This window comes from Limosilactobacillus agrestimuris (assembly GCF_943193105.1).
In the GTDB taxonomy this organism is placed as follows: domain Bacteria; phylum Bacillota; class Bacilli; order Lactobacillales; family Lactobacillaceae; genus Limosilactobacillus; species Limosilactobacillus agrestimuris.
This window is the reverse complement of sequence record NZ_CALPCW010000004.1, coordinates 1-13,346: the sequence shown is the minus strand read 5'-3', so window position 1 is coordinate 13,346 and position 13,346 is coordinate 1. Positions and strand designations below refer to the sequence as shown.

Below are 13,346 nucleotides of genomic sequence, written 5' to 3'. Positions count from 1 at the left end.
TTACTAGGAGGAAAGATAATTGGCTGTAACTGAAATTACGAATCTTAAATTTGGCAAGATGGTTCAAGCTGCTGCTAGTAAGCTGAGCAAGAATGCTGAATTTATCAATTCATTAAATGTGTTCCCGGTTCCGGATGGGGATACAGGAACAAATATGACGTCTTCTATGGCAAGCGGTGCCAAATATGAACGTAATGCAAATAGTACCAAAGTTGGCGACCTTGCTGCTGCATTAGCTAAAGGCTTATTAATGGGTGCCCGGGGGAATTCTGGAGTTATTCTTTCCCAAATTTTTCGTGGCTTTGCTAAGGGAGCTGAAGGAAAAGATATTCTCAATGCTCAGGATTTTGCCGATGCCTACGCTAACGGTGCCAAAGTAGCATACAAGGCCGTAATGAAGCCAACCGAAGGAACGATCTTAACAGTTGTTCGTGAATCTGCTCAAGCTGGTTTGGAAAAGGCTAAAGAAACTGATGATGTTGTTGAAATTATGCATACGATTTATGAATCATCAACAGTTGCTTTAAAGAAGACTCCTGAACTATTACCTGTTTTAAAGCAAGTTGGCGTTGTTGATTCTGGTGGTCAAGGCCTTGTCTGTGTTCTGCAGGCTTTTGATGAAGCATTAAGCGGTAAAGTTGATAAGGATGACAGCTATAAGCCTGATAACGCTGAAGTCGATGAGATGGTTAAGGCAATGGACCACCAAAGCGTTCAAGGAAAGTTAAATCCTGAAGATATTCAATATACTTATTGTACCCAGATGCTTGTTCGTCTTGGTAAGGGTAAGCAAGTTAAGCAAGAGTTTGATTACGATACTTTCTACAACTACCTTGCTAAAATGGGTGATAGCTTACTCGTCTTGAATGATGATTCTGTTGTCCGAGTTCACGTTCACACTGAACACCCTGGTAAAGTATTATCTTGGGGTCAGCAATTTGGTGATCTTCAAACCATTGAAATTCATAACATGGTTTGGCAACAAGAAGAAATCATGGAACATGATGAAGAAGAAGCAGAACGTTCAGAAACGCCAATTGAAAAGGCCCGCGAATCTGCTAAGCCCAAACCTGAAACCGCAGTAGTTGCAGTAACATCTGGTGATGGAATTGCTAAGTTACTCAAGAGTCTTGGGGTTACTCACATTATTAAGGGTGGACAGACGATGAACCCAAGTATCCAAGATATTGCGGATGCAATCAATAGTAGTGAGGCTAAGCAAGCAATCATTTTACCTAATAATGGTAATATCTTTATGGCCGCTGAACAGGCTGCTGAAATTGCGGATATTCCAACTGAGATTGTCCACAGTAAGACTATCCCTCAAGCAATGACAGCTCTTCTTGAATACAACCCAGAAGCATCTCTAGAAGATAATCAAAAGCGTATGGAAGCAAACCTCTCCACTGTTAAGAGCGGTGAAGTAACCAATGCTATCCGTGATACTGAAATTGATGGTCAATCAATTAAGAAGGATGACTTTATGGGAATTGTTGATGGTAAGATCGTTGATACTGATCCTGACCTTAAAGAAGCTGCAATCAAGATGGTTAAAGCAATGCTTGATGAAGACAGTGAAATTGTAACAATCCTTTACGGACAAGATGGTGATAAGGAAACAGCAGAAGAGATTAAAGCCGCTGTTGAAGAAATGGATGATGAATTGGAAACCGAAATTTATGAAGGTGACCAACCAGTATATCCATACTTGATTTCCGTTGAATAATTTAAATTAATTATGGAGTTGGATGTAGAACACCAGTTACCTGATGCCCATCCGGCTCTTTTTAAAGTAGGAGGGTAGGATGATGAAGAGTCTTCAGGACCCAGTTTCAGTACTAAAGGGAGTTGGTCCCAAACGGGTTGCGGATCTAGCAACTTTAAATATTGATACGATTGAAGATTTGCTAACGTACTACCCAACTAGGTATGACGACTTTACGCCAAATGACTTGAGTACGGTTAAGGATAAACAAAAAGTAACTGTTAAAGGAAAAATTGTTTCTGAACCATTATTTAGTCGTTTTGGATACAGGCGTAACCGATTAAGCTTTCGGTTAAAAGTTGGTCAACAAGTAATTATGGCAACCTTTTTTAACCAGCCATATTTGAAAAAGCAGGTTGAATTGGAACGCCCCGTAACCGTAATGGGGAAATGGGATGCTACTCGTCAACAAGTAACCGGGACAAAGCTAGTTACTACTACGGGCACACCAGAGAATGAGTTTGGAGCGGTATATCCGGTAAATAAACATCTTCGGCAGAGTACTTTGCGATCATTGATTCGTCAGGCATACGAAGATTATCAGCGGGTGATCCCGACCTTACTTCCGACTACGCTTCGTCAACGTTACCGGTTGATGGATCGACGTGAAATGATTAAGGATCTTCACTTTCCGGAAAATCAAGCTCTTGCTAAGGCGGCTAGACGTACGGCGACTTACGAAGAGTTCTTTCTCTTTCAGCTACGACTTCAAGCAATTAGAAGGGCGCACCGGCAAGAGGATGGGACGCGGATCCTATATCATAACGATGAACTAAAAGAGTTTATTTCTCAGCTCCCGTTTGAACTAACTAATGCTCAAAAGAAGGTTGTTAATGAGATTTGTCGTGATTTACGTCAGCCAATTCAAATGAACCGCCTCCTCCAAGGAGATGTTGGTTCTGGAAAAACGATTGTTGCGGCGATTGCAATTTATGCCACGATTACGGCTGGGTACCAAGCTGCACTAATGGCTCCTACTGAAATCTTAGCAACTCAACATGCAGAAAAACTAGCGAAGGTTTTTGCTGGTACCCATGTTCATGTTGGCTTACTTACCGGTTCATTAACTGCTAAACAACATCGTGAATTAGTTAATGCGATCAAAAAAGGTGAGATTAACTTAATTATTGGAACACATGCTTTGATTCAAGAAGACGTAGAATACGCTAACCTCGGTTTAGTAATTACAGACGAACAACACCGTTTTGGGGTTAACCAGCGTCAGCAATTACGAGAAAAGGGAGAGCATCCAGATGTCCTTGCGATGACAGCAACACCAATACCACGGACTTTAGCGATCACGTCCTATGGTGAAATGGATGTTTCGGTAATTGATGAGTTGCCTGCTGGTCGTAAGCCAATTGAAACACGGTGGCTAAAGGATAAACAAAGTAATGATGCGTTAAAATTCCTTCGTGAACAGTTGGAAAGTGGCGCACAGGCATACGTTGTTAGTCCCCTGATTGAGGAATCTGAGGCACTTGATGTTCAAAATGCGACTGATCTTTACCAACGGTTAGCCGCTTACTTCCATCCCGACTACAAGGTTGGCCTTCTTCATGGTCGCTTAAGTGGGGATGAAAAGGATGAGGTAATGAAGGATTTTCAGGATGGTAAAATCCAAGTTCTTGTCTCGACAACGGTTGTAGAAGTTGGTGTTGATAATCCAAATGCAACGGTAATGATAATTTATAATGCTGACCGTTTTGGCCTAGCCCAGTTACACCAGTTACGAGGTCGGGTAGGTCGAGGAGAACGACAAAGTTACTGTTTGTTAATTGCTGATCCCAAAACAAATGAGGGAACAGAAAGAATGAAAACAATGGTTGCCATGACTGATGGCTTTAAAGTGGCCCAACGAGATCTTGAACTTCGTGGAGCAGGGGACGTTCTTGGTGCAAAACAGTCAGGGGTTCCTGATTTTAAGGTTGGTGATCCAATTAGTGATTTGAAGATTTTACAAATTGCTAAGGAGGATGCGACTAACCTGCTGGCAATCCCTCATTGGGATCAGGTTGACGATAATTTACCACTTGTCCTTTATTTGAAACGAAATCAACTCGAAACACACTTTGACTAGGAGGTTAATGTTAATGAAAATTGCTGTTGATGCAATGGGTGGCGATAATGCTCCCCAAGCGATTATTGAAGGGGTTGAAGAAGCGCGGGATCTGTATCCTGATCTGACCTTCGATCTTTATGGTGATCCAGATAAGTTTACGTCAATGATTAAGAATCATGAGCGTTTGAATATTGTAAAAACAACTGAAGAGATTGCAATGGGTGAAGAACCTGTTCGTGCCATCCGGAAGAAGAAGGACTCATCAATTGTTCGTGCTGCTAATGCGGTTAAGGAGGGGGATGCTGATGCCTTTTTCTCTGCTGGTAATACTGGGGCGGTTCTTGCTGCCGGAATCTTTATTGTTGGTCGAATTCGAGGAATTGATCGTCCCGGATTAACAAGTATCCTGCCAATTACTAAGCCGGGTGCTAAACAACAAAATTTTGTTTACCTTGATAGTGGTGCTAACGCTGAAAGCAAGGAGAAAAATTTAGTTCAATTTGCTTACCTGGGTAAGTTTTATGCAGAAAAAGTTCTTGGCGTTGCTAATCCACGAGTTGCGCTTCTTAACAATGGTGCTGAAGAGGATAAGGGAGATAAGCTACATAAAGCAGTTTGGCAACTCTTAAATGCTGAAGAGGGCCTCAATTTTATTGGAAATATTGAATCTGGCGACCTTCTCTTTGGTAAGGCAGATGTGGTTGTTAGTGATGGCTGGACTGCTAATGCTGCTTTAAAGGCAACTGAAGGAACTGCTAAAATGATGTTGACCTTAATTAAGGATGGAATCTTAAATGGTGGCCTTCGTGCTAAGCTCGGTTATTTAATGCTTAAGCCTGTTTTCCACCGGATTGGTCAAAAGATGAATACGTCAACATATGGTGGGGCTGTTCTTCTTGGACTAAAGGCGCCTGTGGTAAAAACTCATGGTTCATCAGACGCGACTGCAGTTAAGAATACTATTAGTCAAATCCGTACAATGATTAAAACCGGGGTCGTAGATAAAACGGTTGAATTTTTCAACCAAAACAATGAGTAGACAAGAAGGCAAAAAACGCCTAAAATAGTAGCGAACTAATAAAGAGAGGTAACAGTCAATGGCTGAAGATAAAAAGCAAGAAATCTTTAATAAGGTTTCAGAAATTGTTGCTGATCACTTTGATGTTGATCGGGCAAAAATTACCGATGAATTAAATTTGAAGACAGATTTAGATGCTGATTCAATTGACTTTGTTGAATTTGTTCTTGAATTGGAAGATACGTTCGGTGAAGAGATTGATGATGAAGATGCTGAAAAGCTAAGTACAATTGGTGAAGTAGTTAATTACATTGCCGAACATACTGCTGATTAATAGCTCTTGGAGGTCCGTGATGAAGGCTTGTACTTTGTCGCGGCTTTTTTCGCATCTTTAATTAAGAGAAAGGAAGTTTTTACTATTAAGGATTTACAAGACTACTTGGCCAAGGAATTTGATATTCACTTCGACAATCCTGATTTACTTGCGGAAGCATTTACTCAGGCCTCATACGTTAATGAACATCCTCATCAGGGACTCAAATTCTATGAACGGATTGAATTTCTTGGCGATGCCGTGTTGGAATTAGTTGTTTCTGAATATATTTACAAACGATTCCCAGAATTACCCCAAGGAAAGCTAACCCGTCTGCGGGCAGCGATGGTATGTGAGGATAGTTTTTCCAAGTTTGCTAAGGAATGCCACTTTGATCAATACATCCGCCTTGGTCATGGTGAAGAAATGGCCGGTGCGCGACAACGTCCAGGACTACTTTGTGATATTTTTGAATCCTTTGTGGGTGCTCTTTACTTAGATCAGGGACGTCCTGCCGTGGAAAAATTTGTCCGGCGCGTTATTTTCCCTAAACTTGATATGGGGTGGTTTGATCATGCCGTCGATGCCAAGACCAGCCTCCAAGAATTCTTACAACGTGATGGTGATGTTGAGATTGAATACCACCTTTTAGAAGAATCAGGGACTGAGAATGATCCTAAATTTAAGGTTAACGTATCAGCTGATGGTAAAGTTATTGGTGAGGGAATCGGTTCATCAAAGAAGCATGCTGAAATGCAAGCTGCTAGCCAAGCCCTTAATAAGTTGCGTCAAGAAGGTAAGTAGGTATTATGCAATTATTATCTCTAACATTGGATGGTTTTAAGTCCTTTGCTCAGAAGACGACAATTAAGTTTAAACCTGGAATGACGGGAATCGTTGGCCCTAATGGTAGCGGGAAAAGTAATATTATTGAGGCAATTCGTTGGGTAATGGGTGAACAATCTGCCCATCAGCTTCGTGGTGATAAGATGGCAGACGTTATTTTTAATGGCTCAACTGACCGGAAACCACTTAACCGTGCCCTTGTTTCAATTACTTTTGATAATAGTGATCATTACCTGGCAAGTGACTTTACTGAACTAACCATTACGCGAAAGTTGTATCGGAATGGGGATAGTGAGTACCTCGTTAATGGTCAAGAAGTCCGCTTGAAAGATATTACCGATCTCTTCATTGATTCTGGATTAGGGCGAGAATCATTTTCTGTAATTTCTCAGGGTCAAATTGAAGCAATTTTTAACGGCAAACCGGCTGATCGTCGTTCAATTATTGAAACAGTTGCTGGGGTTGCAAAGTACAAAAAGAATAAGGATACCGCGGAAAAACGGCTTAGTTCGACAATGGATAACCTGAACCGGGTTAATGATATTATTGCTGAATTAACAAGCCAATTAGAACCATTGGCTGATGAGAGTGCTCTTGCTGAGGATTATCTAGAGCAAAAGGGGCAGTATGATCTATTGGACAGGACACAAACCGTGCGCCTTTATGACCGGACAGATAAGTCACTTGTGAGCTTAAAAGATAAACTAGAAAATGACCAACGAATGGTTGATGGTTACAGTTCCCAACTTACAAAGTCAACAGCCAGTTTGAATAAGCTAAAGGAGCAACGAGCTAACCTCCAATCACGCAAAGATCAACTCCAAGCAAAGATTTTGACGAGTACTGAAATGATTGGGAAATTACAAAACCAGCAGTCAGTTTCTTCAATTAAGCGTGAGCAACAACTTCAAGAACGTGAGCGGTTAGCTGCACAACTTAAAAAACTTCAGGATCAGCAAACGGAAGTTAGTCAAAGTTTAGCTCAGGTCAATGCTCAGGTTCGTTCTCAAGAGGAGGCTATTTCCTCACACCAATCTGAATTAACTGCCGCAAAACAAATGAGCAGCAGTCAACGGATCCAACATGTTAATGCTCAGTTGGAAAAACTCCGGGGGACACAAGTTGATTTAATGCAACAAATTACGACCCTTCAAAATCAACGAGCTTTTCTGAAGAGTAACCATGAGCAGACAATGAATGCTCAACAGCAAAGTAATGCAGAACTTCAGTCAGCGCGTGAACGTCTAAATGACGTCAAGAGTCAAGAAAAAGTTACCCAAAAAACGGTTGGAAGTCATCAAGAGCAAGTTACCATCTTACAAAAACGCTTGGAGGCTCAGCAGAGTCAGCAAAGTCAATTACAAGAAAAGTACCAAGAAGCTCAGCGTTCATGGTACCGTTCCCTGGGAGATGTCCATTCACTCCAGTCACGGATTAAAAACTACCAATCAATGCAAGAAGAGTATTCGGGGTACTATCAAGGTGTTCAGAATGTTCTTAAGCAACGACAACAATTTGTCGGACTTGAAGGGGCAGTCAACGAATTACTTGATGTCCCTGATAAATATACAACGGCAATTGAAACGGTTCTTGGTAGTCAGCTGCAACAGCTGGTAGTTGATCAACAATTGACGGCTAAGCAAATCATTAATTATTTGGTTCGCCGCAGGGCAGGACGGGTAACAATCTTGCCTCTTGATACGTTAAAGTATCGCCAACCTTCAACAATTTTTAGTCAATTAGAATCATTGCCTGGTTATATTGGTCGGGCAACTGATTTGATTAAGTATAATGATAAGTATGAAGTTGTTGCTCAACATCTTTTGGGTAATACGGTTGTTGTCGATAATCTTGATCACGCAACGGTAATTTCTCGTCACGGTCACCACTACGTCAGAATTGTAACACTTGATGGCCAACTGATTAATGCCAGTGGGGCAATGACTGGGGGTGCCAACCGTCACCAACGGATTGGACTCCTTAGTCAAAAGCAATTAGCAAACCAACTTCAGGATGCCCTTGCTAAAGAACAATCAACTGCTAGCCAATTGGAAAAGCAGGTTGCTCAATTGCAAGAAGACCAAAAAACGGTTGGTGAACAATTACAGGATCTGCAATCAAAACTTCATCGCGCAACTGAACAACTTCATTCGGCAAGTGGTCAAGAGCAGGTGTTACAAAGTCAGCGTCAAGTACTTGAACGACAAGTTTCGGCACTTGAATTTCAATCAGGACGTCAAGATGATCAACACGGTGATTATGAACAACAGCTGACCAATAATGACCAGAAGTTAGCAGATGCCCAGCAGCAATTTGATACTAATAAACAGCAAATCACCGAATTGCAAGAGCAGGTTAAACAATTACAAAACGATGAGTCAGTACAGAGTCAGCAGCTTCACCAGATGGAACAATGGATTGCTGTTGCTAAGGAGCGGTTGCAACAGGTTAAGAATCGCCGGCATGATTTGCAGCAAGAGAGACAAACGCTTCAAATTAATATTGAGCACCTTAACGATCAGATCCAACAACTCAATTTGCAGATTAATAGTAATCACGCAGATAATGAATCCGATGAATCGGCGTTACGTGATGCTAAGCAACAATTAGGATCCGCAAAGCAACAATCGACGACAGTAAAGGAAAAATTAGCGTTGCTTGATGAACAGGTTACAACAGCTGAAACTAAGCATGATCGGCTACGTGAATTGCTAGCAGCTGCAACCAATGAACGGAACCAACTGGATGCTCAGCGAGTTCGTCAGGAGTCTCAAATGGATAATTATTTGAATCATTTGAGTTCACAATACTCAATGACAATTGGTGAAGCCCGAGAAAATATTAGTGATTTACCAGATGATCAACTAAAAATTAAGTTGAAATTACTAAAACGGGGACTGGATGACCTTGGTGAGGTTAATACCGGGGCAATTGCTGAATATAAACGGGTTAAGGAACGATATGATTTCTTGTCATCACAGCAAGCCGACTTATTAGCTTCGCGTGATCAGTTAAATGAAACGATGAGTGAAATGGATCAGCAGGTTAAAGCGCGATTTAATGAAATCTTTAAAAAAGTTTCTGCCGCCTTTGATCAAACATTTCAACAAATCTTTGCGGGTGGTCATGCTCGACTAGTTCTGACTGAGCCTCATGACCTGTTGACAACGGGAATTGATATTATGGCTCAGCCACCAGGAAAGAAGAACCAGCGAATGAGTCTCCTTTCCGGTGGGGAGAAAGCATTAACGGCAATTACCCTTTTGTTTGCCATTTTGAAAGTTCGTCCAGTGCCATTCGCAATCTTGGATGAACCTGAAGCAGCCTTAGATGAGGTCAATGTACAGCGTTTTGCTAACTACTTGAGTCACTTTGGTAATGATGGTCCACAATTTATTGTGATTACTCACCGTAAGGGAACAATGATGAATGCAGATGTCCTCTATGGGGTAACGATGCAAGAGTCAGGGGTTTCCCGGATGGTTTCAGTTGATGTTATTGATACATTAGATGGTTCAAATGATTAGAAAGAAGGCGTAGATTATGGGACTATTTGATATTTTTCGTCGTCATAAGAAACATGAGGATAATCAAGAAGAGGAAAGTCAAGCTCCAAAGTCTGAAGAACAAGTTGAAGAGCATGTAGAGGATACCGATAAGGATGACGTAGCCTCGCAAAGTGATCTTAGTGAGTCAGCTGTAAATGAAGATACCAAGGATGCTGAAAGTAATTCGACAAGTGAAGAAAGCGCAGCTGAACCAAGTACCGAGCCTAGTTTTGAATCTGATTCTGAATTGGCTGCATCACCACATTCAAATGGACAAATTGCAGAAGAAAGTGAAAGCACAGAAGATACTACAACGGTAGCTGAAGAGGCCACTGAAAGTGATACTCCTGAGCCTATTAGTTCCTCAATACCCGACTCAGAGCAAGTTGAAACTGAAGAAGTCGCAGAAACAATTACTAAATCAACTGAATCTTCTGAAGTTACAAGTGAGGCCGAAAGTGAGTCTGCAGAAACTGCAAGTGAAGCCGATAGTGAACCAGCCGAAGTGGCTACATCAGAAGAACCCGCTGAACCGGAAGAAGAAAGCACAGCCAAAAAGTATGATCACGGACTCGAAAAGTCACGGACTGGATTTGGTGCCCGATTGAACCGCTTCTTAGCTAATTTCCGGCATGTCGATGAAGATTTCTTTGATGACCTCGAAGATATGTTAATTGAGTCAGATGTGGGTTACGATATGGCGATGAAACTCAGTGATGAGCTACGTGAAGAAGTAAAACTGCAAAATGCCAAGAGTAAGCAGGAAGTTTCTAATGTTATCATCGAAAAGATGGTAGAGTTATACAATGAAGCCGGTAAAGATGAAAACGCTAATTTAAACTTTGCTCAAGAAGGACCAACCGTAATCATGTTTGTTGGTGTTAACGGTGCAGGAAAAACAACTACAATTGGGAAGATGGCAGCTCTCTTTAAGGGACAAGGCAAGAAAGTCTTGTTAGCCGCTGCCGATACTTTCCGTGCTGGGGCAACCGAACAATTAGATGTCTGGGCTAAGCGTGATGGTGTTGACATCGTTACTGGTCCAGAAAAAGGTGATCCTGCGGCTGTTGTTTTTGATGCTGTTCAAAAAGCAAAGAAGGAAAATTATGACATCCTCTTTGTTGATACCGCCGGCCGGTTACAAAATAAGGTCAATTTGATGAAGGAATTGGCCAAGATGAAGCGAATCTTAACGCGTGAAATTCCCGATGCTCCACACGAAGTTCTCCTTGTCTTAGACGCCACTACGGGTCAAAATGCCCTTAACCAGGCTAAGTTATTTAAGGAAAGTACGGATGTTACGGGAATTGTCCTCACTAAGCTTGATGGAACAGCGCGTGGGGGGATTGTCTTGGCAATTCGAAATGAGCTCCACTTACCAGTTAAGTACGTTGGATTAGGTGAAAAAGTTGACGATCTGCAGAAGTTTGACGCTAGTGAGTTCGTTTATGGTTTATTCAAGGATTTGGTTGAAGTTAATTAGGTAAGGGGTCTGCTTACTGATGGAAATTGAAAAGAATGAACGAATTAATTCACTGTTTGAATTTTATCAACCACTCTTAACGGAGAAACAAAACCAGTACCTTGAGCTTTACTACGCTGATGATTTCTCGCTTGGTGAAATTGCTGAAAACTTTCAAGTAAGTCGGCAAGCAGTGTATGATAATATCAAGCGAACAGAAAAGATCTTGGAAGATTACGAAGCCAAGCTACACTTAGATGCTGAATTTCAAGCGCGGAATAAACAAGCTGACGAAATCCAGCGATACGTTAAACAACATTATCCAAAGGATCGACAGTTGAATGAACTTGTGGGTCACTTGGAGAATTTGGAGGAAGAATAGAAGATGGCATTTGAAGGATTAACTGATCGTCTACAAAAGGCGATGGAAAAGCTGCGGCGGAAGCCTAAGGTTACCGAAGCAGATCTTCGTGAAACAATGCGGGAAATTCGGCTAGCATTACTTGAGGCCGATGTTAACTTCACCGTTGTTAAGGATTTTGTAAAGAAGGTTCGGGAAAAGGCTGCAGGTGCGGAAGTTCTTAAGGGATTAAACCCAGCCCAACAAATTGTTAAGATTGTTAATGATGAATTAACCCAATTAATGGGGGAAGAAGCAGTCCCTCTGAATAAGGCAGCCCATATTCCAACCGTAATTATGATGGTTGGTCTTCAGGGTGCTGGTAAAACTACCACAGCCGGTAAATTAGCACTTCGGTTAAAGGACGAAAATAAGGCACGACCACTCTTTATTGCGGCCGATGTTTACCGTCCAGCTGCCATTACTCAGTTAAAACAAGTTGCTGATCAGATTGATGTTCCGGTCTTTGAAAAGGGAACTGACGTTGATCCGGTTGAAATTGTTCGTGAGGGGATGGAAGTAGCTAAGCAGAACCATAATGATTACGTAATCATTGATACTGCTGGTCGTCTCCAGATTGATGAGCAATTAATGGACGAGTTAGCAAACATTAAGGAACTCGTTAACCCTGATGAAATCCTCTTGGTAATTGACTCAATGACGGGTCAAAATGCCGTTAATACTGCCCAAGGATTTGACGACAAGCTTGATATTACCGGGGTTGTATTGACCAAGCTTGATGGTGATACCCGTGGTGGTGCTGCCATGTCAATTCGTGCTGTTACCGGTAAGCCAATTAAGTTTGTCGGTGAAGGTGAAAAGATGACCGACCTTGATGTCTTCCACCCAGACCGAATGGCTTCCCGGATCCTCGGCATGGGGGACATGATGACCCTGATCGAAAAAGCGCAGAAGGATTTCGATGAGGAACAAGCCCAAGCAACGATGGATAAGATGCGTGAAAACACCTTTGATTTCAACGACTTCTTATCCCAAATGGATCAAGTGACTAAGATGGGACCGTTGGAGAACATTATTAAGATGATGCCGGGAATGGCCAATAATCCTGCCCTGAAGAACTTGAACCTTGATCCTAAGCAGCTGGATCACATTCGGGCGATTATTTACTCCATGACTCCTGAGGAACGGGAAAATCCAGATTTGATGAATCCAAGTCGTCGTCGTCGGTTAGCTGCTGGTGCTGGTCGGCCAATTGTTGAAGTTAACCGGATGATTAAGCAATTTAACCAAATGCGGAAGATGATGAAGCAGGTTACGAACGGTAACTTTAGCGGAATGCAAAATATGTTTGGTGGTCAGATGCCAGGAATGCCTGGTGGCCGGATGGGTCAAATGGCAATGAGTCACATGGCCCGGAAGATGAAGAAAGATAAGCAAAAGCGGATTAAAAAACTCCGGAAATTGCGTAAGCGTCGCTAAAAAATAGTAATTATTGTAATAAAGACTGGTTAGTAGGGCTAGTAAATTCTCTGTAAATGAGATTATTACTAGATAAGGAGACTACTAACCAGTCTTTTTTTAGTGGGGCGAATTGTCAAACTAAGTGCAACGGTTTGTCAAAAAATACTTCATATGGGGTTTCATAGTTTAACACTTTGCACGGACGTTGATTTAACTGCTTTTGGCACTGTTCAACGTCCAGTTCTGTATAATTATCAATATCTGTTCGCTTGGGAAAATATTCCCGGATTAATCCATTTGTATTCTCATTTGTTCCACGCTGCTCAGGCGAATATGGATCAGGCCAATAGACAATAACACCTAATCTTTCGCTGATTTCATCAAGATGAAGAAATTCGGTCCCATGATCTGGTGTAATAGAATGACCAAATTATTTAGGAATGGCCCCTAATAGTTCAAATAAGCCTTTATTTATCTCCTGCGAGTCCTTTTGCGCAACCTTTTTGATAA

Annotated in this window: 9 protein-coding genes and 1 pseudogene; 9 read left to right on the top strand and 1 reads right to left on the bottom strand. The window is 41.7% G+C overall.

Translation table 11 applies throughout. From position 1 onward, the window contains the following. Nucleotides 1-19: 19 nt before the first annotated feature. From NFR46_RS03790 to ffh, 9 genes are all read left to right on the top strand, one after another. Complete coding sequence (locus NFR46_RS03790; RefSeq protein ID WP_251574856.1) at nucleotides 20-1,726, top strand: DAK2 domain-containing protein; 1,707 nt, start codon at nucleotides 20-22, stop codon at nucleotides 1,724-1,726. Nucleotides 1,727-1,808: 82 nt separating this feature from the next. Then, the gene (recG, locus tag NFR46_RS03785; RefSeq protein WP_251574854.1) at nucleotides 1,809-3,845 is read left to right on the top strand and encodes an ATP-dependent DNA helicase RecG; all 2,037 of its coding nucleotides are present in this window, start codon (nucleotides 1,809-1,811) and stop codon (nucleotides 3,843-3,845) included. 13 nt (nucleotides 3,846-3,858) lie between these two features. Beyond that, nucleotides 3,859-4,866, top strand: coding sequence for a phosphate acyltransferase PlsX (gene plsX, locus NFR46_RS03780; RefSeq protein WP_191684378.1), 1,008 nt, complete (start codon nucleotides 3,859-3,861; stop codon nucleotides 4,864-4,866). Nucleotides 4,867-4,924: 58 nt separating this feature from the next. Then, complete coding sequence (gene acpP, locus NFR46_RS03775) at nucleotides 4,925-5,179, top strand: acyl carrier protein (RefSeq protein WP_191684379.1); 255 nt, start codon at nucleotides 4,925-4,927, stop codon at nucleotides 5,177-5,179. 84 nt (nucleotides 5,180-5,263) lie between these two features. Beyond that, a complete protein-coding gene (gene rnc / locus NFR46_RS03770) occupies nucleotides 5,264-5,962 on the top strand; it encodes a ribonuclease III (RefSeq protein WP_251575076.1) in 699 nt (232 codons plus the stop codon). Nucleotides 5,963-5,967: 5 nt separating this feature from the next. Then, nucleotides 5,968-9,531, top strand: a complete 3,564-nt coding sequence (gene smc, locus NFR46_RS03765) for a chromosome segregation protein SMC (protein WP_251574852.1) — start codon at nucleotides 5,968-5,970, stop codon at nucleotides 9,529-9,531. A 16-nt stretch (nucleotides 9,532-9,547) separates the two neighbouring features. Beyond that, a complete protein-coding gene (gene ftsY / locus NFR46_RS03760) occupies nucleotides 9,548-11,035 on the top strand; it encodes a signal recognition particle-docking protein FtsY (protein ID WP_251574847.1) in 1,488 nt (495 codons plus the stop codon). Nucleotides 11,036-11,054: 19 nt separating this feature from the next. Beyond that, nucleotides 11,055-11,396, top strand: coding sequence for a putative DNA-binding protein (locus NFR46_RS03755; protein WP_251574843.1), 342 nt, complete (start codon nucleotides 11,055-11,057; stop codon nucleotides 11,394-11,396). 3 nt (nucleotides 11,397-11,399) lie between these two features. Beyond that, on the top strand, nucleotides 11,400-12,854 hold the full coding sequence (ffh, locus tag NFR46_RS03750) for a signal recognition particle protein (protein WP_251574842.1): 1,455 nt from the start codon (nucleotides 11,400-11,402) through the stop codon (nucleotides 12,852-12,854). 115 nt (nucleotides 12,855-12,969) lie between these two features. Here the strand turns inward: ffh and NFR46_RS03745 are convergent. Continuing rightward, nucleotides 12,970-13,346: pseudogene (locus NFR46_RS03745) on the bottom strand (IS30 family transposase); the annotation flags it as partial.